This window comes from Shewanella sp. ISTPL2 (assembly GCF_013283205.1).
In the GTDB taxonomy this organism is placed as follows: domain Bacteria; phylum Pseudomonadota; class Gammaproteobacteria; order Enterobacterales; family Shewanellaceae; genus Shewanella; species Shewanella oncorhynchi.
In genome coordinates this window covers 4,305,326-4,331,054 of the sequence record NZ_JAAPAV010000001.1, presented here as the reverse complement: position 1 = coordinate 4,331,054, position 25,729 = coordinate 4,305,326, and the positions used below count along the sequence as shown (strand labels likewise).

At 46.9% G+C, this 25,729-nt stretch carries 15 protein-coding genes; 5 read left to right on the top strand and 10 right to left on the bottom strand.

What is annotated here, in order from left to right; all coding sequences use genetic code 11:
* The first annotated feature begins 95 nt into the window (after positions 1–95).
* Positions 96–1,202 carry an efflux RND transporter periplasmic adaptor subunit gene (locus tag HUB64_RS19180; protein ID WP_173243709.1) on the top strand — a complete coding sequence of 369 codons (1,107 nt, stop codon included), beginning with the start codon at positions 96–98 and terminating at the stop codon, positions 1,200–1,202.
* 2 nt (positions 1,203–1,204) lie between these two features.
* Positions 1,205–4,285, top strand: a complete 3,081-nt coding sequence (locus tag HUB64_RS19175; RefSeq protein ID WP_173497629.1) for an efflux RND transporter permease subunit — start codon at positions 1,205–1,207, stop codon at positions 4,283–4,285.
* Here HUB64_RS19175 and HUB64_RS19170 read toward each other — a convergent pair.
* Complete coding sequence (locus HUB64_RS19170; protein WP_105251903.1) at positions 4,270–4,515, bottom strand: YdcH family protein; 246 nt, start codon at positions 4,513–4,515, stop codon at positions 4,270–4,272. The two genes, HUB64_RS19175 and HUB64_RS19170, sit on opposite strands and share 16 nt — an antisense overlap.
* 272 nt (positions 4,516–4,787) lie before the next feature.
* Between HUB64_RS19170 and HUB64_RS19165 the strand changes: the two genes are divergently transcribed.
* Positions 4,788–6,791 (top strand): methyl-accepting chemotaxis protein, encoded by a 2,004-nt coding sequence (locus HUB64_RS19165; RefSeq protein ID WP_028761242.1) that lies wholly within the window; start codon positions 4,788–4,790, stop codon positions 6,789–6,791.
* A 625-nt stretch (positions 6,792–7,416) separates the two neighbouring features.
* Here HUB64_RS19165 and cydX read toward each other — a convergent pair.
* The 4 genes from cydX to purL form a co-directional block, all read right to left on the bottom strand.
* Positions 7,417–7,533, bottom strand: coding sequence for a cytochrome bd-I oxidase subunit CydX (gene cydX / locus HUB64_RS19160; protein WP_011788717.1), 117 nt, complete (start codon positions 7,531–7,533; stop codon positions 7,417–7,419).
* 19 nt (positions 7,534–7,552) lie between these two features.
* Complete coding sequence (gene cydB / locus HUB64_RS19155; protein ID WP_028761243.1) at positions 7,553–8,692, bottom strand: cytochrome d ubiquinol oxidase subunit II; 1,140 nt, start codon at positions 8,690–8,692, stop codon at positions 7,553–7,555.
* A gap of 15 nt (positions 8,693–8,707) precedes the next feature.
* Positions 8,708–10,264, bottom strand: coding sequence for a cytochrome ubiquinol oxidase subunit I (locus HUB64_RS19150; protein ID WP_028761244.1), 1,557 nt, complete (start codon positions 10,262–10,264; stop codon positions 8,708–8,710).
* A gap of 1,272 nt (positions 10,265–11,536) precedes the next feature.
* Positions 11,537–15,418: a phosphoribosylformylglycinamidine synthase gene (purL, locus tag HUB64_RS19145; protein ID WP_173497944.1), complete on the bottom strand. Its 3,882-nt coding sequence runs from the start codon at positions 15,416–15,418 to the stop codon at positions 11,537–11,539.
* A 279-nt stretch (positions 15,419–15,697) separates the two neighbouring features.
* Between purL and mltF the strand changes: the two genes are divergently transcribed.
* Positions 15,698–17,128 carry a membrane-bound lytic murein transglycosylase MltF gene (mltF, locus tag HUB64_RS19140; protein WP_105251900.1) on the top strand — a complete coding sequence of 477 codons (1,431 nt, stop codon included), beginning with the start codon at positions 15,698–15,700 and terminating at the stop codon, positions 17,126–17,128.
* A gap of 469 nt (positions 17,129–17,597) precedes the next feature.
* On the opposite strand, the gene tadA is transcribed toward mltF, so the two are convergent.
* The 3 genes from tadA to guaB all read right to left on the bottom strand — a co-directional run bounded on the left by tadA (position 17,598) and on the right by guaB (position 21,439).
* Complete coding sequence (gene tadA, locus HUB64_RS19135; RefSeq protein WP_081729095.1) at positions 17,598–18,125, bottom strand: tRNA adenosine(34) deaminase TadA; 528 nt, start codon at positions 18,123–18,125, stop codon at positions 17,598–17,600.
* A 151-nt stretch (positions 18,126–18,276) separates the two neighbouring features.
* Entirely contained in the window at positions 18,277–19,854 is a 1,578-nt protein-coding gene (gene guaA, locus HUB64_RS19130; RefSeq protein ID WP_028761248.1) for a glutamine-hydrolyzing GMP synthase, read from the bottom strand.
* A 118-nt stretch (positions 19,855–19,972) separates the two neighbouring features.
* On the bottom strand, positions 19,973–21,439 hold the full coding sequence (gene guaB, locus HUB64_RS19125) for an IMP dehydrogenase (protein ID WP_006085677.1): 1,467 nt from the start codon (positions 21,437–21,439) through the stop codon (positions 19,973–19,975).
* Between the two features lie 120 nt (positions 21,440–21,559).
* Between guaB and xseA the strand changes: the two genes are divergently transcribed.
* Positions 21,560–22,906 (top strand): exodeoxyribonuclease VII large subunit, encoded by a 1,347-nt coding sequence (gene xseA / locus HUB64_RS19120; protein WP_028761249.1) that lies wholly within the window; start codon positions 21,560–21,562, stop codon positions 22,904–22,906.
* An 82-nt stretch (positions 22,907–22,988) separates the two neighbouring features.
* On the opposite strand, the gene der is transcribed toward xseA, so the two are convergent.
* Positions 22,989–24,455: a ribosome biogenesis GTPase Der gene (der, locus tag HUB64_RS19115; RefSeq protein ID WP_006082478.1), complete on the bottom strand. Its 1,467-nt coding sequence runs from the start codon at positions 24,453–24,455 to the stop codon at positions 22,989–22,991.
* Between the two features lie 79 nt (positions 24,456–24,534).
* Positions 24,535–25,722 carry an outer membrane protein assembly factor BamB gene (gene bamB, locus HUB64_RS19110; protein ID WP_028761250.1) on the bottom strand — a complete coding sequence of 396 codons (1,188 nt, stop codon included), beginning with the start codon at positions 25,720–25,722 and terminating at the stop codon, positions 24,535–24,537.
* Between the last annotated feature and the right edge of the window lie 7 nt (positions 25,723–25,729).

Below are 25,729 nucleotides of genomic sequence, written 5' to 3'. Positions count from 1 at the left end.
GCACAAAATAGACTAGACAGTCTAGTTTCGTACAACTAGACTGGAAAGTCTAGTTACATAGTATTAACGTTTAACTTACAGCGGAAGCCTTTAAAATGGATCGAACTGCCCGACTTTCTTGGCGCACTCTTAGCGTCTGCGTGTTTGCTTTAGCCACATTATCCGCCTGTCAAAAGGAAGTGACTGAACACGCTACGACAGCCACGCTACCCACAGTCACAAGCCAAGCGTTGATCCAGACCCCAAGTTATGAACACTTTCAGACCTTCACTGGCACTATCCGTGCAGGTAACACCACAGGTGTAGGCTTTGAACTAGCAGGAAAGTTAAACAATTTACTGGTCGATTCTGGGAGTAAAGTTAAGCAAGGACAAATACTTGCAGTTCTCGATACCCGACTACTCGAAGCCGAGCGTCAAGAGATCCAAGCAAGTCTGGCACAAACCCAAGCCGATGTTGATCTGGCCACCAGCACTCTAAAACGTAATCAAGAATTAAAGAAATCGGGCTATGTCTCTGAACAGCTATTAGATGAAAACCGCTCACAATTAAATAGCTTAGCCGCAGCGAAAAACCGTCTACTCGCTTCGCAGCATGCCAATCAACTTAAGCTCGATAAATCCATCTTAGTAGCGCCCTTTGACGGCACCATCAGCCAAAGGCTACATAATCTTGGCGAAGTGATTGCCGCGGGCAGTCCTATCTTCACCTTAGTGGGTAACATCAATCCTGAAGCTTATATTGGTGTTCCTGTTGCGCTAGCGGAGCAATTTAACACCAAACAGCAAGTGCAAGTTAGTGTACGAGATCAAACCTTTACTGCTGAAATTGCCGGTATTAGCGCTGAAGTCAATCCCATCAGTCGTACCCTACAACTGAGAATAAGCCTGCCCCAAGATGCACATGTAATCAATGGCGAAATTGCGTATCTGCATCAACAACAGCAAATCCCGCAACCGGGCTACTGGGTACCCATTTCCGCACTGACGGATGGTATTCGTGGATTATGGAATCTCTATGTCATCGCAAACTATGAACAGCAATCCATCATAGAGCGCCGTGATGTGGAAATCCTCTACACCACCCAAGACATGGCTTACATTCAAGGCGCGATTCAGCCTAATGAAATCTATGTCAGCCAAGGGCTGCATAAGCTGGTCGTAGGCCAAACTGTATCTCCCATTGCTGCAGTCACGAGGTAATTATGATTAAAGCCTTTGTTGAAAACGGCCGCTTAGTCAGCCTCGTTATTGCGCTATTACTTGTCGCAGGCTTTGGTGCGATATCGAGCCTACCGCGTACTGAAGATCCCCACATAACTAACCGTTTCGCCTCTGTGATCACCCCTTATCCTGGCGCCTCAGCCGAGCGGGTCGAAGCCTTAGTGACTGAAGTCATTGAAAACCAGCTCAGGCGTTTGGAAGAAATTAAGTTGATCCAATCAACCTCTCGACCAGGGATTTCAGTTATACAGTTAGAATTGAAAGATACAGTTAAAGAAACGGCTCCCGTATGGTCTCGAGCGCGGGATTTATTGGCCGATGCGAAAATTAATTTACCTGAGGGCATACAATCTCCCACACTCGATGATCAAATTGGTTATGCCTACACCGCCATCTTAAGTTTAGTGTGGAATAGTAATACGCCCGTACAAGTCGACATGCTAAACCGCTACGCAAAAGAATTACAGAGTCGGCTCAGGCTGTTATCGGGCACGGATTTTGTCAAACTTTACGGCGCACCGACCGAAGAAATGCTAGTGCAGCTTGATGGTAACAAGATGAGCCAGTTACAGCTCTCTCCTGCGTCCATCGCCTATATTCTCAGTGGCGCCGACAGTAAAATTGCTGCCGGTGAAATCAACAACCGTGAATTTCGTGCCTTAGTTGAAGTCTCCGGCGAGCTTAATTCTTTAACCCGTATTCGCCAAGTGCCGCTTAAAATTGATAGCCAAGGGCAAATTATTCGCCTCGGCGACATAGCAACAGTGACTCGCCAAGCTCAAACCCCAGCGGATAGCATAGCGTTAGTCGATGGTGAACAAGGCGTAATGGTTGCAGTACGAATGATCGATAATACCCGTGTTGATCTTTGGCAAGCGCAAGTCAATAACGTCGTTGACGAACTCAATCGCGACGTCCCCGCCAATATCCAGATCCAATGGCTATTCGAGCAAAACAGTTACACCAGCGAACGACTTGGCGGGCTAGTGGTTAACCTGCTGCAAGGATTTGTCATCATCTTACTGGTATTACTCCTCACCCTAGGCTTAAGAAACGCCATCATAGTGGCGATTTCATTGCCGCTCACAGCGCTGTTTACCTTGGCCTGCATGAAATATATCGGCCTGCCGATACATCAAATGTCGGTGACAGGACTCGTCGTCGCCCTTGGGATCATGGTGGATAATGCGATAGTGATTGTCGATGCCATATCGCAAAGGCGTCAGCAAGGAATGAGCCGTTTAGCCGCAGTGAGCGAAACCTTACACCACCTTTGGCTGCCCTTAGCGGGATCGACTATCACCACTATTTTGGCTTTTGCGCCCATAGTACTCATGCCCGGTGCTGCGGGGGAATTTGTCGGTGGTATTGCCATGTCAGTGATGTTTGCGCTGCTGGGCTCTTACGTGATTTCCCATACGTTAATTGCAGGGCTCGCGGGACGTTTTAGTCATGAAGGTAAACAGGATGTCTGGTACCAACACGGGATCAACCTCCCGCTAGTGAGCCAATATTTTCAAGCGAGCCTGAGAATTGCCCTTAAACGCCCCATCGTCAGCGCGCTGCTTATCGGCATTACGCCAGTATTAGGTTTTTTAGCCTCGGGTAAGATGACGGAGCAGTTCTTTCCGCCATCGGACAGGGACATGTTCCAAATTGAAATCTATCTTGCGCCCCATGTGAGTTTAGAAAACACCTTGAACCAAGTGCAGTTGATGGATAAAAAACTCCACGCAGTCACAGGGATCACTCAAGTCGATTGGGTGGTCGGCGGTAATACGCCCTCATTTTATTACAACCTGACGCAGCGCCAACAAGGGGCGACTAACTATGCACAGGCCATGGTAAAGGTGACTGACTTTGAGCGTGCTAATGAGTTAATCCCCGAATTACAACAGCAATTTGATAGCGCTTTCCCCGAAGCGCAAGTACTAGTACGAAAACTCGAGCAAGGCCCGCCCTTTAATGCGCCAGTGGAGTTAATGATCTTCGGCCCGAATCTAGATACTTTGCGATCATTGGGCGACGACGTTCGTAATATTCTCGCGCAAACGCCGGACGTACTTCACACACGTGCAACCTTAAGTGCCGGTGCACCTAAGCTGTGGCTACAGGTAAATGAAGATGCCAGTCTAATGAGTGGGTTAAGCCTGACGGACATTGCCAAACAGATCCAAATGTCAACCACAGGCGTTATCGGTGGTAGCGTGCTTGAGCAAACAGAATCCTTACCCGTACGAGTTCGCCTTGCTGATGACAGTCGCGAGCAGGTGAGCCGCCTTTCTGAAATTCAATTAATGACACCTTCGGGTGAGTCTGTTGCATTATCCGCCCTCGCCCACAATGAAGTACAAGTGAGCCGCGGCGCCATTCCAAGGCGTAACGGCCAAAGGGTTAATACCATAGAAGCCTACATTGTCAGTGGGGTATTACCTGCTCAAGTACTTAATGATGTTAAAGATAAAGTGGCTCAATTACCGTTGCCATCGGGTTATCGCATTGAAATCGGTGGGGAAAGCGCTAAGCGTAACGAAGCAGTCGGTAATTTACTGTCCAATATGATATTGGTCGTCACCTTGTTATTAGCCACTGTGGTGTTGTCATTTAACTCCTTTAGGCTCACGGCGATTATTCTATTGAGCGCGATACAATCAGCAGGACTTGGCCTATTAGCCGTGTTTGTATTTGGTTATCCCTTTGGATTCCCGGTCATCATAGGACTGCTTGGATTAATGGGACTTGCCATTAACGCTGCGATTGTGATCTTGGCCGAACTAGAAGATATGCCGAGCGCTCGGCTCGGCGATATGGAAACCATAGTCTCTACCGTCAGCAGCTGTGGCCGTCATATCAGCTCAACGACTATTACCACCGTGGGCGGTTTTATTCCGCTCATCATTGCTGGCGGCGGGTTTTGGCCTCCCTTTGCCATTGCTATCGCGGGCGGCACGCTGCTAACGACTTTACTTTCTCTGGTGTGGGTTCCAACCATGTATTTGCTGCTGATGAAAACCCGTACGGCGAACAACCCATCCGCGATTCAAGCTCAAATCGCATCATGAACTAGATATTGATACAGTTTATCTTTAAGGTTTAATCGCTCTAATTTTAACGCTAAAAAGTGCTCATCGGCGGTGGGCACTTTTGTTAACTCCAGCGCCCTAATTTTATTATCGAGTTCATGGTAACGACTAGCCATGGTCGCAAAGGCAGTATTATTGACTTTTAAATGCTTAATTTGATCGACAAAATCAGGAAACTCATAAACCAACGCATGATTCTCACCTAGCATATACACTTCTCCTATAATGTGGTTCTAACACTATGAACTCCATTCACCTTAAGCAGCTTAGTCTATACCCTCAGAATACAGCCAGTACTTGGGCATGTTATCTGCTAACATTTCTGCAAACATTTCTGCAAAATAAGCCGATGAGTCCAAGTCTAAAACTGCAAAAATATCAACGAAATGAGTTTAAAATTGCAGAAGTTTTAGACCCACATCAAGACTACAAAGTAAAACTTAGGCTACATTGATGTAACCGTTACCTATAGGATCTTACGATGAATTATAAAAATTGGCCTATTGCAAAACAAATTGGCGCCCTCGCGTTTATTCTCACTCTTCTCATCTTTGGCGTATTGAGTACCGTCTCCTATAAAGCCGCTTCAAATGTATTAGAAGATAAAGGTATCAGTGCCATGAAATCTGAAATGCGTGCAGTTTCAGACATGTTAGAGCTGCAGTACGATAGTCTTCTGCAACTTGCGAGACGCAACGCCGATGTTTTTAAGGAAATGTATCCTGGACAATTTAGTCTGCAAAATAAAACTGTCAATGTGATGGGAGTTGGCTCTCCAGCCCTAATGCACGAACAAGAACAAGTGAACTCATCAAAAAGTAAAGTCGATCGTTTTGCTAATCTAACTGGCGGTACCGCTACGGTATTCGTACGTGATGGCGATGACTTTATGCGAGTTTCGACTTCGCTCAAAAAAGCCGATGGCAGCCGTGCACTAGGTACTTCCCTTGGCAAAACACATCCAGGCTATCAAGTGCTGCTCAGCGGTAATGAATACGAAGGTTATGCCAAACTTTTCGGCAAAGACTACATGACAGTCTATCGTCCAGTGAAAGACACACAGGGCAAAGTTATTGGTATCTTATATATTGGCTTCGACATCACCACTTCCTTAAAACAATTACAAGAAGCAGTTAACAGAATCACCTTAGAAGAAAGTGGCCATTTTCTATTAGTACGCAAAGCGGACAATGTGTTAGTCGCCCATCCTAAGTTCAACGCAGGTGACATCATCACCGAAAGTATGCTTGATGGCTTAAGTGTTGCGTATGCCACCCAAAATGATGCGGAATCCCATTACAGCAATAGTAAAAATGAGCCAATGTTTGCTTATAGCCAAACCGTAACGGGCTGGAATTGGGTGCTAGTGGGTCAAGTCAAGGCAAGTGAGCTTAATGAAGAAAGTATGCAATTGCTCACCATCAACGCCATCGTTGCTATCACAGGGATCGCGCTGATCACAGCGCTATTATCAGTTGTCTTAATTCGCGCACTCAAACCTTTGCATGCCCTCCAAGTGCATATGGAAAATTTAGGCAGTGGCGATTTTAGCCATCACTTAGCGCCATCAGAACCACAAAGTCAAAACGAAGTAGATCGAATTACGACCAGCGTATCAACTATGTCCTCAGAGCTCAGGCAATTGATTATTGCATTACAGGATTCAGTCATGAGTCTAGAGCAACAGGCCTCCAAGGCACAAAGTATCGCGAAGCAAAATGGTGAAGAAGCTCAAGCTCTAATGCTACAAACGGATCAAATCGCAACTGCCATCGAAGAAATGTCGACCTCGATCCGTGATGTGGCTAATCATGCCCAAGATGGCGCAGTTCAAAGCCAGCAAGTGGATGCCGCAGCCAAAGAAGGTCAAAACCAACAGACTAAAGTGGTGCAGGATTTACTCAAACTCAGTCAGCAACTCAGCAACAGTCATCAATCGGTTGAAAAAGTCAGCCATGAAAGTGAAGCGATCAGCAAAGTGACCGAAGTCATTAACAGCATTGCCGAGCAAACTAATTTACTCGCATTAAATGCAGCGATTGAAGCGGCGCGCGCAGGCGATCAAGGTCGAGGCTTTGCTGTCGTTGCCGATGAGGTGAGAACTCTCGCCCAGCGGACCCAGTCATCCATTGTAGAAATTGGCCAAACAATTGAAAAGCTGCAAACTCAAGTGAAAAGCACCACAGAACAAATGAGCCAAAGTCATCAATTAGGAATGGAATCTGCAGCACAGGGTGAAGCAACGGGTGAACAACTGAAGGAAATCACCCGTAGGATTGGCGAACTCGCGATTAGCTCACGCAATATTGCCTCGGCTACTGAGCAGCAAAGCAGTGTTGCACAAGAGATAACCCACAATTTGCATCAGATCAGCGAACTCGCTAACGAAGGCGAGCACCGTGCCACTGAAACAGTGCATTCTGCCAATGAACTGTCTTCCTTAGCCGCCGCCTTAAAACGCCAAATAAGCCAGTTTAAGGCCTAACTCAAATACGGACTTAGATAACCTGAGCTCGGGATAAGCAGAGCCGCTGAATAGGCATCTTTTCGGGCCTCTCTGCGTTGCTCTGTCTAACCATAGCTCGCTATGGCGTACGACAGAGCGCCTTGATATGCGCAAAAATCTGCGCATTCAGTCAGGAAATAGATTTTTCGCTTTAAACGAATAATTTTATACCATTGATTTTATTTGTTAAATTTAGATTTTTCGACACTCGTTATCCCGAGTTCAGGTTAGATACAGAGTTAGTGCTTTATCAAACGTTAAATGCCGCCCTAACAGGGCGGCATTTTTTATAACAGCACTACATCAAAACGATAGGAGCCACATTTAAGAAATGGGATTTGGGACTTTGATTTAGGATACTGACGTAAAGGAGTAATGGAGAAAATATCTTAAGCCATGCAGAGCAAGCATCTGCAGAGAGCACAATCAAAAAACAATGATATCAGGCCTATTCGCTGCAGTTACATCAACACTCTGCTGCGAAGTTAACTGCTTGGCCTAATACGATAGCCTAGCTCTGCCTCAAATTAAAATAACCTCAGCCCATCAAAAAATCGCAATAAAAAACCCCGCTGATGCGAGGTTTTTAAATCGAGTTTAGACGTTACTCGGCATCTTCTGCCGATCTGTCCATGTTCTCTGTATTCTCAAGCCACAGGGCATTGATAATCCCGAAAGAACAGGCCAACAAAACCCCTAATATCCACGTAAAATACCACATAGCAGATGCTCCTTAATGCCTAATAGAGTGAGGCTTTGTTATCTTCAATATGCTTACGGCCGATACGGCCAAACATCTTGTAGTAAGTCCAGACAGTGTAGCTCAACACTATAGGTACGAAAATCGCTGCAGCAGCAGTCATAACACCTAAGGTCATTTTACTGGCTGTTGCATCCCACATAGTCAAACTGACGTTAGGGTTAAGTGATGATGGCATGACGAATGGGAACATTGCTGCACCGCAAGTCAAAATCACCATAGCCACTGTGAGTGAGCTGAATAGGAACGCAAAACCTGAACGGTTAAAGCGGCTAACCAAAATCACTAGCAGAGGCAATGCCACACCTAAGATAGGGAACAGCATAGTGATGGGGTATTTGTCATAGTTGGCAAGCCAAGCACCCGCTTCAATTGCGACGGTTTTCATGGCTGGGTTAGAAACCGCATTATGATCCAGTACTGAAGTCACTACATAACCATCAATACCATTGGCTAACCACACACCCGCAGCAGCAAACAACACAGCCACTAACAGTGCGAAGAATTGCGTGGCTTTCGCAGCACGAACACGCAGCTCACTGTCAGTCTTCATTTGTAGCCAAGAAGCGCCTTGCATCATAAACATGCTCACGCTCACAAGACCTGCCAGCAAACCGAAAGGATTCAACAGGCCGAACAGACCACCGTGATAAGTCGCACGTAGGAACTCGTCGAATTCAAAAGGTACACCTTGTAACAAGTTACCAAAGGCCACGCCTATGATCAGCGGAGGTACAAAACCACCGGCAAACAAGGCCCAATCCCATGACTTACGCCACTTTGGATTTTCGATTTTAGAACGATAATCGAATCCGACTGGACGCATGTAGAGGGCAAACAGCACTAACATCATGGCGACATAGAAGCCAGAGAAAGACACTGCATACACCATAGGCCAAGCGGCAAATAACGCACCGCCTGCTGTGATTAACCACACTTGGTTGCCGTCCCAATGGGGAGCAATAGTGTTAACCATGATACGGCGTTCAGTATCGTCTTTGCCTATAATTGGCAGTAACGCACCGACACCCATGTCAAAACCATCAGTAACCGCAAATCCGATGAACAGTACGCCGATCAGAGCCCACCAGATAACTCTTAATATTTCATAATCAAACATAATGAAATCCTCTGCTTAGGCTTCTAGGTTCTCGAAATGATAACGACCAGTTTTCAAACTGCTCGGACCAATGCGGGCAAACTTAAACATCAAGAACATCTCAATCACCAGCAGTACAGTGTAGAACAAGGTGATAGAAAGGATACTGAACCATAAGTCGCCAGTCGTTAAGCTTGACGCAGACATAAAGGTCGGTAATACCTCAGAAATCGTCCAAGGTTGACGACCATACTCAGCCACAAACCAACCACACTCAATCGCGATCCAAGGCAATGGCAAGCTATAAAGTGCAGCTTTAAGTACCCATTTTTTCTCGGCAATTTGATGACGTGTGCTTTGCCAGAATGCCGCAGCAAATACGAACAACATGATAAAGCCTAGACCTACCATCACACGGAAGCTCCAGAAAATCGGTGCTACGTTCGGGATAGAATCTTTAGCTGCTGCTTTAATTTGCTCTTCAGTCGCATCAACCACTTTGTCTGTGTAGCGTTTTAGTAAGAAACCGTAGCCTAAGTCGACTTTCGCTTCTTCAAAAGCAGCACGTAGTTCAGGCGTTTCTTCACCCGCACGCAGTTTCACTAGCATGGCATAGGCTTTCATACCGTTACGGATACGCACTTCATGCTCAGCAATCAAGTCATGAATACCAGTCACTTCTTCATCCAACGAGCGTGTTGCCACTATACCCATCGCATAAGGAATTTTGACTGCAAAATCTGTTTTCATGGTTTCTTGATTCGGAAAACCGACAGCAGTAAAGGCTGCTGGAGCAGGCTCTGTATGCCACTCAGCTTCAATCGCGGCTAACTTAACGCGCTGTGCTTCACCCACTTTATAGCCAGATTCGTCACCTAACACGATAACCGACAGAATCGCCGCCATACCAAAGCTTGCCGCAATCGCGAATGAGCGACGAGCAAAAGGTAAGTCACGTTTCTTGAGGATGTAATAAGCACTGATCGCCAGTACAAACATGGCACCCGCCACATAACCCGAAGCGACGGTGTGAACAAACTTAACCTGCGCGACAGGGTTAAACACAACCTCAGCGAAGCTGGTCATTTCCATACGCATGGTTTCGTAGTTGAACACTGAACCCACAGGGTTTTGCATCCAACCGTTTGCCACTAGGATCCACAATGCCGACATGTTAGAACCAAAGGCCACTAACCAAGTCACGACTAAATGCTGACGCTTAGTGAAACGATCCCAACCGAAGAAGAACATACCCACGAAGGTAGATTCAAGGAAGAAGGCCATTAAACCTTCAATAGCCAGAGGCGCACCAAAGATGTCCCCTACGTAATGCGAATAGTAAGACCAGTTAGTACCAAACTGGAATTCCATTGCCAAACCTGTGGTAACCCCCAAGGCAAAGTTAATACCAAATAACTTACCCCAGAACTTAGTCATATCTTTATAAATTTGTTTATCTGTCATCACATACAGTGATTCCATGATAGCCAGCAAAAATGCCAACCCCAAAGTCAAGGGAACAAATAGGAAGTGATACATGGCTGTCAGCGCAAACTGCAACCGCGATAGCTCAACAACCTCTTCAACAATCATCGGTGACTCCTTACTTGGTGCGTCCAATTGCTATGACAAAACCCGCGTCAATCACAGCAAGTGCCTTTGTAGGATAGTGAGTTTTCATTTTGTGTTTATATCTGCGACAACAGTATAAACCGTTAAATTTAATCTTTTGCATTAGTTCGAAGCAGCAAGGGCTAAAAAGTACCAATATCTGTTGCATATTGAGACGCGAGTCACACTATCACAAGTAACTGAGACCGACACCCTACCACTCACTCAATCAAATGATTTCATCGATATAAATATCAGATAGTTAAGATATTTATTCATTTTCATTTGTGGCTATTTTATACCACCTCGCTTTGATGCAAATCAATCAAACTCAGGGGTTTAGGTGGGTTTTGCGGTGAGGAACACACTTCCCCACCAGAGAGGATTGACAATCAATAAAAACAAGAGTAGTGAGCAGCCATTAATTAATATAAAGTCATACTTTTACCAACTAGGCAGTAAAAATCAGCTCTAATCATCAAAAAACCAATAAATAAATAATGTTGCAACAAATTAACTAAAAAAATATTGTCACCAATTTAAGTGAACCATAATTTAAAACCTTTAAAATCAAATATAAATACATATAAATATAAAAAATCACAATCGAACAGGCTAAAATACATTAGTTTTAATAATGAATATTTGTATTTTTTCTCGTTTGAGAAGCTAACCTAAGTTGTTTAATATATGTCCTGTGTTAAGGAGACAATTTGGTAGAACTGGTGTCGTAGCCCAGCCAAGACCAACTTCGCGCACATAGGTACTAACTTTTGGTGTGGAGATATCGATATGACTAAATTATTTGAACGTCTGGTTAACAGCTACAAGCGTGTTTTTGTTGAACTTTATACAGCTAATGAGCTGAAATAATCCCCAGAATTACTCGTGAAATTGATTGCATTTATGTGAAGTTTTGTTAGCGCAAAACGGGCCCCCATCTCCCTGAGATTGGGGGCTTTTTCTATATTAAAACCCTAGCCCCCCCCAACAACTCCAGAACCCCATAAAACACCACGCCCCGTATCAAATGCGCAACATACCTATTAATAGGTATTTACCGATTAAAGTGGCTATTTTGCCACTTTAGTCCATTAGATTATTTGCAATAAGCGTTAATAATTTAAAATACAATCACTTCCATAAAATGCATTTTATATATAAAAAAAGGAGCGAAATTATCGCTCCTTTTTTACGCTTTCATTAACCTGCTTTTGCCCCTCAACAAAGGCAAAAGCCGTTGACTTTAAACGCTTAACCTAAGGTCACTCGTGCATTACGGAACATACGCATCCAAGGGCTATCTTCACCCCAAGCATCCGGATGCCAAGAGTTCGCCACAGTTCTGAACACACGTTCGGGGTGCGGCATCATCAAGGTTACGCGGCCATCGGTGGTACAAATCCCAGTCAAACCATTTGGCGAGCCGTTCGGGTTTTGTGGATACTGAGTCGCGATATTCCCCTTACCATTGACAAAACGCAGCGCAATCGTGCCTGACGCTTCGGCAATCGCCAGCGCTTCAGGGCTAGCAAACTCAGCCAAACCTTCACCGTGGGATACAGCAATGGGCATACGTGAACCTGCCATACCTTGGAAGAATAACGACGGGCTCTGTTGCACTTCAACTAAGCTAAAACGCGCTTCAAAACGCTCTGAGCGGTTACGCACAAAACGTGGCCAGTGCTCGCTGCCTGGGATAATTTCCTTCAGGTTCGACAGCATTTGACAACCATTACACACGCCAAGGGCGAAACTTGAGTCACGTTCAAAGAAACGAGAAAACTCATCGCGAGCACGCTCATTAAACAAAATCGACTTAGCCCAACCTTCACCCGCACCTAATACGTCACCGTAGGAGAAGCCACCACAGGCCACTAGGCCTTGGAACTCACCTAGGCTGATACGGCCAGATAAAATGTCCGACATGTGTACGTCGCGGCTTTCAAATCCGGCACGATCAAAAGCAGCGGCCATTTCTACGTGGGAGTTAACGCCCTGCTCACGCAAAATCGCCATCTTAGGCGCAGCGCCCTTAAGAATATAAGGCGCGGCAACATCAGTGCTTGGATCAAAACTTAAGTTAACGGTTAAGCCTAAATCGGTTTCGTCTTGCTTAAGTTTGAACTCTTCAAGCGCGCACGCTGGGTTATCACGCAGAGCTTGCATACGATACGTGGTTTCTGACCACACAGTACGCAGCGCTACACGGGTATCACTGAAGATTTCACGCGCGCCATCTTTAATGGTGATGCGTTGATCGTCGGCTAGAGTTCCGATCACATGGCAAGGCACGCCAGCGATAGCGAACTGAGCGGCAATTTTCGCAGCATTGTCACGGCTCACTTGCAGCACAGCGCCGAGCTCCTCATTAAAGAGTCGTTCTAAATCAGTGCCCTGCAAGTCTTCTACATCTATGTCTAAACCTGTATTACCGGCAAAAGCCATTTCCACTAAGGTAGTGAATAAACCACCGTCGCTACGGTCGTGGTAAGCGATAACCGACTTCTTAGCCACCAGATTTTGCATCGTTTCGAAGAAACCGCGCAGCAGTGCAGCATCGTCAAGATCCGGCGCAATATCACCCAGCTCACCAAACACTTGGGCTAAACAAGAACCGCCTAAACGATTTTTGCCCGCACCTAAATCCACTAACAGTAAAGACGTTTCGCCTTTATCTGTGCGTAGCTCTGGCGTCACTGTATTGCGAATATCTTGCACCACACCAAAGGCAGTGATGACCAATGACATAGGCGACGTCACGGTTTTATCCGCGCCATCTTGTTGCCATGCGGTCTTCATCGACATAGAGTCTTTACCGACCGGAATGGTCAGGCTCAGCTCTGGACACAGTTCTTCACCTACGGCTTTCACCGCTTCATAAAGACCCGCATCTTCACCAGGGTGACCCGCGGCAGACATCCAGTTGGCAGAAAGCTTGATACGCTTAAATGAACCGATATCGGCACCGGCGATATTCATGATTGACTCAGCCACAGCCATACGGGCAGAGGCGCCAAAATCAAGCAGTGCTAGCGGTGTACGTTCACCCAGTGACATAGCTTCACCGGCGTAGGTATCAAAGCTTGCCGCAGTCACCGCGCAATCGGCCACAGGCACTTGCCATGGACCCACCATTTGGTCACGGTTCACTAAACCCGTGACGGTGCGATCGCCAATAGTGATAAGGAAGGTTTTATCCGCAACTGTAGGCAAGCTCAGTACGCGTTTAACCGCTTCTTTAACATCAATCTTGTTTTGTTCGAGCGCTGGCGATACGGCTTTGGCCGATACCACATCGCGGCTCATCTTAGGCGCTTTGCCTAATAAGACTTCGAGCGGTAAATCGATAGGATTATTGTCGAAATGGCTGTCGCTAAGCGTTAAATGTTTTTCCGCCGTCGCTTCACCCACCACCGCAAACGGTGCGCGCTCACGCTCACAGATGGCAGTAAATAGCGCGAGGTTTTCAGGGGCAATTGACAGCACATAACGTTCTTGTGATTCGTTACACCAGATTTCCAGCGGACTCATGCCAGGCTCATCCGAAGGCACATTACGCAGATTAAACAAACCGCCGCGCTCGCCGTCATTCACGAGTTCAGGGAAAGCATTCGACAAACCGCCAGCGCCCACATCGTGGATAAATTGGATCGGGTTTTTATCGCCAAGCTGCCAACAGCGGTCAATCACTTCCTGACAACGACGTTCCATTTCTGGGTTTTCACGTTGCACAGAAGCAAAATCTAAGTCTTCACTCGATTGACCCGATGCCATAGACGAAGCGGCGCCGCCGCCCAGACCTATGTTCATCGCAGGCCCACCCAGCACAATCAGCTTAGCGCCAACAGTAATTTCGCCCTTTTGTACATGTTCTTCACGAATGTTACCTAAACCACCGGCTAGCATAATAGGCTTGTGGTAACCGCGAACTTCAACGCCGTTGTGGCTGCTGACTTCCTGCTCATAAGTACGGAAATAACCGACCAATGCCGGACGACCAAACTCGTTGTTAAATGCCGCGCCGCCCAGTGGGCCTTCGGTCATGATGTCCAGCGCGCTCACGATACGTTCTGGCTTGCCATAGTTACCTTCCCATGGTTGAACAAAACCCGGGATTTTTAAATTGGATACACTAAAGCCTGTTAAACCCGCTTTAGGTTTAGAACCACGACCCGTCGCGCCTTCATCACGGATTTCACCACCTGAACCGGTTGCGGCGCCAGGATAGGGGCTGATGGCGGTTGGATGGTTGTGGGTTTCCACTTTCATCAGGATGTGCATAGGTTCAGTGTGGTAGTTGTATACCCCATCAGGATCGGGGAAGAAACGACCCGCAACCGAACCTTCCATCACAGCGGCGTTATCTTTGTAGGCAGATAACACGTGATCAGGCGTGGTTTCAAAGGTGTTCTTAATCATTTTGAACAATGACTTAGGCTGAACTTCACCGTCAATGGTCCAATCTGCATTAAAAATCTTATGACGACAATGCTCAGAGTTCGCCTGAGCAAACATCATCAATTCGATGTCATGGGGATTACGGCCTAAACGGACGAAGTTCTCGACTAAATAGTCGATTTCATCTTCGGCTAAGGCAAGCCCCAATTCAGTGTTAGCCACTTCAAGTGCGCGGCGACCTTCGGCAAGAATATTGACGCTCTTAAACGGCGCAGGCTCAGTGCGTTTGAACAGCACATCGGCTTTGGTAAAATCATCAAGGATAATTTCAACCATGCGATCGTGCAGCAACGCATTTAAGGCTTGTTGCTGAGGCGCTGTCAGTGCATCTGACTCGACATAATACGCAACGCCTCGCTCCAAACGCTTCACTTTACCAAGGCCACAATTGTGCGCGATGTCAGTGGCTTTTGAAGACCAAGGAGAAATAGTACCGGGGCGAGGAGTGACAAACAGGAGTGAACCTTGGGGGATATGAGCTTCTATCGCAGGTCCATAGGTGAGAATTTTTTCAAGTTGCTGGCGTTCATTTGTGTCGAGCAACTCGCTCAAATCCGCTAAATGGACATACTCAGCATAGATTTGTCGTACCGGAAGCGCCGCGTTTTCGCAGGCCTCCATCAGCTTTTGCACCCTAAACGTCGAGAGTGCAGGGGCTCCGCGGATGATCTCCATCACGTCTATTCACCTTATTATTTATTATTGCAGGGGTCAGAGGTGGCGCTATTATAAGGAAATGTCTGTCACAAATCACCTGCGACCTTACGCAAAACAGTGTTTCCTGTGATATAAAAAGCCCAGTATTGTGTCGGCTGTACTTTCCCCCAGAATGATTTTTTTTCGAAATCGCAGACAAACGGATATAATCCCACCAATGTCAGCCAGTTCACCACTAATGCCCCACTGTTAACTCGCTATCTATAATATTGATTTTATTTACTATAAGTACATTTAATGACTCGATTTCTGTTCGCTCTTATCTTAGGTTTCCTACTGACTGCCTGTCAGCAGGTAACCGTGGACGAAACAGAATTCGTGCCGAAAAAATTAACTGAGCTAAGAGTCGGTACACTTTACGGCCCACAGATTTATATGACCTCGGGCCAAGGTGATAGCGGTTTCGATTACGATATGGCGGTATTGTTTGCCGAATACTTAAATGTGCCCTTAAAAATGGTGCCCTACACAAACCGTATCGAGCTGTACGAAGCCCTCAAAAAGAATGAAATCGATATTATTGCTGCAGGCATGACAGAAACGCCCACAAGGCGAGAACAGTTCCGCTTAGGTCCACCGCTATACCGAGTGAATCAAGTGTTGGTGTATCGCGAAGGCATGCCAACTCCAAAAGACATCAGCGACTTAAAAGGCAAGATCACCGTTATCGCCGACTCTTCCTTCGTCGAGACCTTGACCCAGTTACAAAAGCATTATCCAACGCTGGTGTGGGATCAAATTACCGACAAAGACAGTGAAGAGTTGTTGGCTATGATTGCCAACAAAGAAATTGACTACACTATCGCCGACTCCAGCAGCGTACAGATCAACCGTCGCTACTTGCCCGACTTGCGCTCAGGTCCTGTGCTAGAAGAAAAACTCGATGTGATCTGGCTGTTACCTCCCACTCACAGTGATGAACTTATGAGTAAATTGCTGGCCTTTTGGCACCAAGAGAAGCTTGCCGGTACGCTGGATCATCTCAACGAGAAATACTTTGGTCATGTAAAACGCTTCGATTATATTGATACTCGCGCATTTATCCGTGCCATTGAGACAGTATTGCCGCGTTATCGACAATTATTTGAAACCCATGCAGGCAATTTAGATTGGCGTAAACTGGCAGCAACCAGCTATCAAGAGTCACATTGGAATCCTAATGCCCGCTCGGCCACAGGAGTGCGTGGCATGATGATGTTGACTCAGCCAACCGCCAAAGAGATTGGGATCACCAACCGACTCGATGCCGAAGAAAGTATTCGCGGCGGCGCGGCGTATTTAAACGATATGATCAATCGCCTGCCAGAATCGATCCCCGAGAGTCAACGCATGTGGTTTGCGCTGGCCTCTTACAACATAGGATATGCCCATATTGAAGATGCACGTAAGCTTGCGGAATCGATGGAGTTAAATCCCAATGCTTGGCGAGATTTAAAAAAGGTACTACCGCTACTGCAAAAGCGTAAATATTATCAAAAAACACGTTATGGTTACGCCCGAGGCAGTGAAGCCGTTCATTACGTCGACAGCATCCGTCGCTACTATGACACGTTAGTCTGGGTGGATAATCAGTCGAAACAACCTGACCCCGATGATGACTCGAGCGACCTTACTGTGGAAGAACCCGTACTTCCAGCGGGAACGTTAAGCCCTGATCAACCTAAATAGCTTAACTCGTTAGCGCTCAGGTGCATGGGCCAAACGACAATCCAACAACTCACTTCTTATATATCAAGTACAGAGTTTTACGTAACAAGAACACCAACATAAAAACTCAAGATGTACGTAGATGTCTTCAACAAGGTCAGATACTAAGCAACAGGCAAGCTGAATTAAGGTTTATCAACCTAACTCAAATTTGCGATGAAAAACATCGCTTAGTTCAGCTTATCTGACCAGTGCTATTGCTGCACTCCTGTGCAACTGCTACTGTCTTGGGTTATGACCTAAGATAAATCTCTGTAGGGCATCGATAATAACAATTAATGGGGTCAATATGAGAAGAAAAACCATCAACAATACCGTTGCGCGTCGTCGTACTTTGCTAAAAATTCGTCATCGCCGTATTTTAAATCGTCAAAAACTCTTCTTTACTTTTATTCAGTCTCAGGATTAATCCTGTCACGTTAATCGTCACTTACCCAATAGCTTGCTGCGCCTTTTGAGCCTGTTTCAGGGCTTTTTTCTCTTCCCTGCGACGTTTAAAAAAACGACTCAATTGCGCGCTACAAGCATCGGCCAGCACACCCGATGTCACTTCAACTTGGTGATTAAACGCCGGATGTTGCAGCAAATTCAGCACAGTACCCGCTGCACCCGTTTTCTCATCCCGAGCACCAAATACCACACGAGCAATTCTGCTATGCACCATAGCGCCCGCACACATAGCGCAAGGCTCGAGGGTAACATATAAAGTCGCATCTAAAAGACGATAGTTTTCGACCAAACGCCCTGCTTCCCGCAAACATAAAATTTCCGCATGGGCGCTAGGATCGTGTTGGCTAATGGATAAATTGTAACCCGTCGCAATCTGCTGACCGTCTTTGACCAATACCGCACCCACAGGCACTTCGCCCTCGGCTTCAGCTTTCTCGGCCATCAGCATCGCGACTTGCATCCAATGTTCATCTTGCTGAGATTGTTCGTCTTGTTGCGTTTGCACCACTTACACCTTATCTCTTTTAGCAAAAAATAAAGCCGGATTATATCAGTCAAGCACAGATATTTCACGGCTGAGCCATTCAACCTAAGTTAATCCATCAAACAACAAAAAAGGCGCACTCGGCGCCTTTTATTCGTTAATTCAAATAATTAACTTATTCCCATTCGATAGTCGCTGGCGGCTTGCCAGAGATATCGTAAACTACGCGAGAAATGCCATCGACTTCGTTAATGATGCGGTTTGATACGCGACCTAAGAAATCATAGGGCAGATGTGCCCAATGGGCTGTCATAAAATCGATTGTTTCAACTGCGCGCAGTGACACAACCCAGTCATATTTACGGCCATCGCCCATCACGCCAACTGAGCGTACAGGTAAGAACACGGTAAAGGCTTGGCTGACTTTATTGTACAGATCGGCTTTATGCAGTTCTTCGATAAAGATTGCATCGGCGCGGCGCAGCAAGTCACAGTATTCTTTTTTCACTTCACCTAATACGCGCACACCAAGACCGGGGCCTGGGAACGGGTGACGATAAAGCATGTTGTATGGCAGGCCTAACTCAAGACCAATTTTACGCACTTCATCTTTGAACAGTTCACGCAGAGGCTCGACTAAACCGAGCGCCATATCGGCTGGCAAACCGCCAACGTTATGGTGAGATTTAATCACATGTGCTTTGCCTGTGGCACTACCGGCAGATTCAATCACGTCTGGATAAATCGTGCCTTGCGCTAACCATTTGGCATTAGCGCATTTTTTCGATTCTTCATCGAAAATTTCCACGAATACGCGGCCGATGATCTTACGCTTAGCCTCTGGATCGGCTTCGCCTTTCATCGCATCGAGGAAACGGTTTTCCGCATCAACGTGAATAATATTCAGGCCGAAATGATCGCCAAACATTTCCATCACTTGCTCGGCTTCGTTCAAACGTAATAAACCGTTATCAACGAATACGCAGGTCAGTTTTTTGCCGATAGCGCGGTGCAGCAACATAGCCACAACAGAAGAATCAACACCGCCCGATAATCCTAAAATCACTTCATCATCACCGATTTGCTTCTTCAAGCGCTCAATCGCATCTTCGATGATAGAGGAGGGTTTCCAGTTAGCCGCACAGCCACAAATGTCTAAGGCAAAGTGCGATAACATGCGCATACCTTGGCGAGTGTGGGTCACTTCTGGGTGGAACTGTACGCCGAAGAATTGCTTCTCTTCGTTTGCCATAGCGGCAAATGGACAAGTGTCCGTTTTAGCGACCGCCACAAACCCTTCAGGAATAGCCGACACTTTATCGCCGTGGCTCATCCATACGTCGAGTAAGGGTTTGCCGTCACTGCTAACCGCATCTTCAATGCCTTTGAATAGCAATGAATCTGTCAGCATTTCAATTTGAGCGTAGCCGAATTCACCTTCGCCCACACCTTGGATCACTTTACCGCCCAACTGCTCAGACATAGTCTGCATGCCGTAACAAATGCCCAGTACCGGCACACCTGCGGTAAAGACGTATTCAGGCGCACGCGGCGAGTTTTCAGCCGTGACACTTTCTGGTCCGCCCGCAAGAATAATGCCGTTCGGGGCAAATTCGCGGATTTGGGCTTCGGTAACATCCCAAGCCCATAATTCACAGTAAACGCCGATTTCACGGATACGACGGGCAATCAGTTGAGTGTACTGGGATCCAAAATCGAGGATCAGTATCTTGTGCTCATGAATATCGCTCATGGGTAACCTTTATCTCATCTATTGTTTTAACATTGCTCAAAGCAGCGACTGCCAGCTTTAAGTATTGGATCATACGCTTTATAAAGAGGCGGCTTACGCCGCCCTTCTTATCAAACGATTAAGAACCTGAACGGTAGTTCGGCGCTTCTTTAGTGATAGTCACATCGTGTACATGGGACTCGCCCATGCCCGCTGAAGTCACTTTCACAAATTGGGCTTTTTCATTCAGCTCTAGAATGGTGGCGCAGCCCGTTAATCCCATACAAGAACGTAGGCCGCCCATATGTTGATGGATGATTTCCTTCAACTTACCTTTATAAGGCACACGCGCTTCTACACCTTCGGGGACTAACTTGTCTGCAGCATTGTCCGATTGGAAATAGCGGTCAGATGAACCTTGAGACATAGCGCCTAATGAACCCATACCACGGTAGGATTTATACGCACGGCCTTGATATAACTCAGTTTCACCTGGTGCTTCCTCAGTTCCCGCAAACATTGAGCCCGCCATGATGCAAGATGCACCCGCGGCTAATGCTTTGGCTAAATCGCCAGAGAAACGAATGCCGCCGTCGGCAATCACAGGAATACCTAGGCTCTTCATGGCTGCAGCAGCATCGGATACCGCGGTAATTTGTGGTACGCCCACGCCTGTCACGATACGAGTCGTACAGATAGAACCAGGGCCAATACCCACTTTAACTGCGTTAACACCCGCTTCGACTAAGGCTAATGCACCTTCTGCCGTGGCAACGTTACCGCCGATAATTTGCAAATCAGGATGTTTAGCGCGCGTTTCACGAATGCGTTGTAAAACGCCTTCGGAATGACCGTGGGAAGAATCGATAAGTAAAACGTCAACACCGGCTTTAACCAGAGCGTCAACACGCTCTTCATTACCAGCGCCCGCACCTACGGCGGCACCAACACGTAAACGGCCTAACTCATCTTTACAGGCATTCGGTTTACGTTCGGCTTTTTCGAAGTCTTTAACTGTGATGAGGCCTTTCAGCTTATAGTTATCATCAACCACAAGAACTTTTTCGATACGATGTGAGTGCATCAATTTTTGCACTTCATCTAATTTAGTGCCTTCGGCAACAGTGACTAAACGCGCTTTAGGCGTCATCACTTCTTCTACCGTTTTGCTCCAATCTGTCACGAAACGTACGTCACGACCAGTGATGATACCGACCAGCTCGTTGGCTTCGTTGACCACGGGATAACCCGCAAAACCATTCTTCAGTGTTAACACTTTCAGATCGGCTAAGGTCGTTGATGGGGTCACAGTCACAGGTTGTTGAACCACGCCCGCTTCGTAAATTTTTACTTTACGAACTTCTTCGGCTTGTTTTTCAATGCTCATGTTTTTATGAATAAAGCCTAAGCCGCCTTCCTGCGCCATCGCGATCGCAAGACGAGCTTCGGTAACTGTGTCCATAGCGGCAGACACAAGTGGGATATTCAATTCAATGGTATTGGTCAGGCGAGTTTTTAGAATGGCGGTATTTGGGAGTACAGTCGAATGCGCAGGAACAAGCAACACATCGTCAAAAGTAAGCGCTTCTTTAATTAAACGTAGCATATGCAACATCTCCCCAGTTGAGTAGGATTTAGAGGTGAAATATTGCGGCGGGATTATACCTTGCATATCGCCACTGGTAAATGGAAAATAGTAAATATCCCCATTTTATTGAGTTATTCGATGCAAGGCACCAAAAACAACATTTATACTGTCTCGCGGCTCAATGGTGAAGTCAGACAAATTCTCGAGGGACAACTGGGTAAAATTTGGCTTAATGGCGAAATATCCAACTTTTCCTCCCCCAGCTCAGGTCATTGGTATCTCACCTTAAAAGATCACTCTTCGCAGATCCGTTGCGCCATGTTTAAAGGCCGTAACCAAACGGTCAGCTTTAAGCCCATCAATGGTCAGCAAGTGCTGGTCAAAGGCGCGATCAGCGTGTATGAACCCAGAGGCGACTATCAATTATTAATTGAGTCCATGTTACCCGCAGGAGATGGATTACTCGCCCAGCAGTTCGATGCACTCAAGATGAAGCTCGCCGCCGAAGGCTTATTTGCCGCCGACACCAAAAGATTGCTACCCAAAAATATTCAACGCATTGGCGTTATTACGTCACCTACGGGTGCGGCGATCCGTGATGTATTACATGTATTGGCAAGGCGCGATCCTTCGATTGAAGTCATTATCTATCCGACTCAAGTTCAGGGCGAAACCGCAGCGCAGAGTATTTGTCAGGCAATCAATATCGCCAACCAACGTTTAGAAGTCGATGTATTACTGCTCACCCGTGGCGGCGGTTCGCTTGAGGATTTGTGGTGTTTCAACAGCGAAGCCCTCGCCCATACGATTTATAACAGCGCCCTGCCCATTGTCAGCGCCGTCGGCCACGAAGTTGATACGACTATCAGTGATTATGTTGCTGATATCCGCGCCCCAACACCCTCTGCAGGCGCGGAGCTATTATCACAAGACAGTGATAATAAGGCGCAAAAACTCGCCACAGCCTTATCGCGCCTGCAACAAAGCGCGAAACATTATCAGCTTAAACAAGAAAGACGACTTAGTTTGCTAGAGCACAGACTGCAACGCCAAGACCCTAAACGGACTTTGCAGCAGTTCGAACAAAGATTCGATGAGATGCAATTACGACTAGAGTCCGCGCTGTCGAATCGCTTGCATCTGCTCAGCCGCCGTCAGCAGTTGCTCGCAAGCCGCCTTGAACAGCAATCTCCCAAGCATAAACTCGCCATTGAGGGTAACCGCTTAAGTTATCTTGCGAGCCGCTTACAGGATGCATTGCAGGACAAACTCAGCCAAAGTGAGCAACGGATAAAGTACGCGGCCCATCAACTCGAAACCGTCAGCCCGCTTGCCACTTTAAGCCGTGGTTACAGCATTACCACTGACATCCACAATCAAGTGGTCGACTTTGCCGATAAACTGGCCATAGGTGATAGTTTGCAGACCCGCTTGCGCCATGGACAAGTGATATCAACCGTCACTCAAATAAAACCGCTCGAATAAATCTACATGACGCTGAAATAGTCTTAAAACACAAAAGGAACCCTAAGGTTCCTTTTGTTTCAAATGTGTCTGGTAAAAAACACTATTTGGTTTTTCTGTCTTTGATATGGCTTTGTGCGCGCTTGCGACGGCGCTCTTGGCTCATAGTTAACTTCTCAGTCTTGTTTTCAAATGGGTTATCACCCTCTTGGAAACGCAGCTGGATTGGCGTACCCACCACTTTCAACGAACGACGGAAGTAGTTCATCATGTAGCGTTTGTACGAGTCAGGCAGTCTACTCACTTGGTTACCGTGAATAACCACGATTGGCGGATTGTAACCACCGGCGTGAGCGTATTTAAGCTTCACACGGCGACCATTCACTAATGGCGGCTGGTGATCGTCCTGCGACATTTGCATAATACGAGTCAACATAGAAGTGCTGACGCGGCGTGTAGCACTGTCGTAAGCTTCTTCAATCGATTCAAATAAATGGCCAACACCAGTACCGTGCAGCGCCGAAATAAAGTGAATGCGGGCAAAGTCGATAAAACCAAGACGACGGTCAAGCTCGCTCTTCACGCGATCTTTAATGCCTTGGTCGATACCATCCCACTTGTTGACGGCAATAACCAAAGCGCGACCCGCATTGAGTGCGAAACCTAACAGACCTAAATCTTGCTCGGCAATACCTTCACGGGCATCGATGATAAGCAAAACCACGTTAGCATCTTCAACCGCTTTCAAGGTCTTGATCACTGAAAATTTCTCAATGACTTGATGTACTTTACTGCGGCGACGAACACCCGCAGTATCGATAATCACGTACTCGCGACCTTCGCGTTCCATTGGAATGTAAATACTGTCACGGGTCGTACCTGGTTCATCAAATACCACGACACGCTCTTCACCTAGAATACGGTTAGTCAGGGTTGACTTACCGACGTTAGGTTTACCTATGATCGCCAGCTTGATAGGCAAATCTTGCAGACGCTTTTGCTCAGCTTCGGCTTCTTCTTCGGTATATTCACGCTCTTCAGTAACTTCGTCTTCACCTTGACGCACAATGCCCATCGCTTCGGCATAAGGAGTCAGCGCGTATTCGATCATATTGGTCACGCCGCGTCCTTGGGACGCCGCCATTTGGTAAACTTCACCAAGACCTAAAGACCAAAACTCGGCACAAGCTGAATCGGCATCAATACCGTCAACTTTGTTAGCAACCACAAAGGTGGTTTTTTCACGGCTACGTAAGTGCTGGGCAATCGACAGATCCGCAGCGGTTAAACCCGCGCGCGCATCGGTCATAAATAGAACGACATCGGCTTCTTCAATGGCAGCAAGGGATTGCTCAGCCATTTTCGTCTCGATCCCTTCTTCAGTGCCATCGATACCGCCGGTATCGACCACAATGAACTCATAGCCGGATAAGAATGCTCGACCATATTTACGGTCACGTGTTAGGCCAGGAAAGTCAGCAACCAGCGCATCACGCGTGCGCGTAAGACGATTAAATAGGGTGGATTTACCGACGTTCGGCCGACCAACAAGGGCCACTACAGGGATCATGATTTTGCCTCTAAAAAACTTTTCAATAAAAAGCCCCCGGAACACACTTCCAGGGGCTCAGCAAGGATAACACTTTTAACTATGGAAGTGTTACAACAGCCAACTTTCCGCTGCGACCTTGAACATAGATTTTATCATCCACCACTAACGGCTGGCTGTATAATCCTGAGCTGTCCACTTGGACACGACCCACAATCGTCCCTGTACTGCGATCGATGAAGTGCAAATAACCTTCGAAATCACCCACAACTAAATAGTCTTTATACACAGCCGGAGATGTCAGAGTGCGGTTAGCTAACTCAGAATTACTCCACAGTTCCAAACCGTTACGTTTATCAACTGAGTAGATACGGCTGTGATCGTCAACTAAGTACAAGCTTAGGCCCGCTGATGCTAACTCGTTAAAGCTAGAATACTTACGTGTCCACACAACTCGACCCGTGCGCAGTTCCATCGACACTAAGTTACCGTTGTAGCTCACCGCATATAAATTGTCGCCAAGGATCAAGGGGGTCATATCCACGTCGGCCATACGCGTAAACTCGTTACCGCCAGTTGGATTGTAAATCGCCTGTTCCCACGCAGCTTGACCATTGTTTTTAATCACAACAGCCACTTTGCCATCGGCGGTACCTATGAAGAAACCACCCGCTTCGTAAGCTGCAGAACCTGTACCGCGCAGGGTCAGATTCGGCAATTGCATTTCATACACCCACAGCTTGGCGCCAGTATCAACGTTAAACGCTTCGAGTGAACCAGAGCTGGTACTGACCACCACGACGTCATCGGCCACAGTGGGAGCAGACAGTAATTCACCGCCAGCAACGACATGCCATAACACTTGACCATCTTCAGCGTTCAATGCAGCAAGCAGCCCACTTTCGCCACCTAAAAAGACTTTATTACGCGCAGCAGTCACACCAGCAGCAATACGCGCACCTTTATTTTTCGCTAAAGCGTTATCACGAAACTCTTCGCTGAAATCTTTAGTCCAAACGCGCTCGCCAGTGGCCTCATCGAAGGCAACCACTTCACCATAACGGTCGGCGGCAAAAATTTTTCCATAACTAACGGCGGGGGCGAGGCGAGAATAATAATCTCCAACACCATTGCCGACAGAGGTGCTCCAACTCACTTCAGGAAACACTGTCGCCTGAATGGCAGTTAACTCACTTACCGGTTCTTCTTCGACATCGCTCGACGAACAGGCGGATAACATGGCCAGACTTAATCCAGCGGCTAGCAGGTTTTTGCACCAAGACTTCATCAAGGGA

What these genes read in the sequence shown, in the direction of transcription:
- HUB64_RS19180 (WP_173243709.1), top strand. Translation starts at nt 96, where the DNA reads ATGGATCGAACTGCCCGACTTTCTTGGCGCACTCTTAGCGTCTGCGTG.
- HUB64_RS19175 (WP_173497629.1), top strand. Translation starts at nt 1,205, where the DNA reads ATGATTAAAGCCTTTGTTGAAAACGGCCGCTTAGTCAGCCTCGTTATT.
- HUB64_RS19170 (WP_105251903.1), bottom strand. Translation starts at nt 4,515, where the DNA reads ATGCTAGGTGAGAATCATGCGTTGGTTTATGAGTTTCCTGATTTTGTC.
- HUB64_RS19165 (WP_028761242.1), top strand. Translation starts at nt 4,788, where the DNA reads ATGAATTATAAAAATTGGCCTATTGCAAAACAAATTGGCGCCCTCGCG.
- cydX (WP_011788717.1), bottom strand. Translation starts at nt 7,533, where the DNA reads ATGTGGTATTTTACGTGGATATTAGGGGTTTTGTTGGCCTGTTCTTTC.
- cydB (WP_028761243.1), bottom strand. Translation starts at nt 8,692, where the DNA reads ATGTTTGATTATGAAATATTAAGAGTTATCTGGTGGGCTCTGATCGGC.
- HUB64_RS19150 (WP_028761244.1), bottom strand. Translation starts at nt 10,264, where the DNA reads ATGATTGTTGAAGAGGTTGTTGAGCTATCGCGGTTGCAGTTTGCGCTG.
- purL (WP_173497944.1), bottom strand. Translation starts at nt 15,418, where the DNA reads ATGGAGATCATCCGCGGAGCCCCTGCACTCTCGACGTTTAGGGTGCAA.
- mltF (WP_105251900.1), top strand. Translation starts at nt 15,698, where the DNA reads ATGACTCGATTTCTGTTCGCTCTTATCTTAGGTTTCCTACTGACTGCC.
- guaA (WP_028761248.1), bottom strand. Translation starts at nt 19,854, where the DNA reads ATGAGCGATATTCATGAGCACAAGATACTGATCCTCGATTTTGGATCC.
- guaB (WP_006085677.1), bottom strand. Translation starts at nt 21,439, where the DNA reads ATGCTACGTTTAATTAAAGAAGCGCTTACTTTTGACGATGTGTTGCTT.
- xseA (WP_028761249.1), top strand. Translation starts at nt 21,560, where the DNA reads ATGCAAGGCACCAAAAACAACATTTATACTGTCTCGCGGCTCAATGGT.
- der (WP_006082478.1), bottom strand. Translation starts at nt 24,455, where the DNA reads ATGATCCCTGTAGTGGCCCTTGTTGGTCGGCCGAACGTCGGTAAATCC.
- bamB (WP_028761250.1), bottom strand. Translation starts at nt 25,722, where the DNA reads ATGAAGTCTTGGTGCAAAAACCTGCTAGCCGCTGGATTAAGTCTGGCC.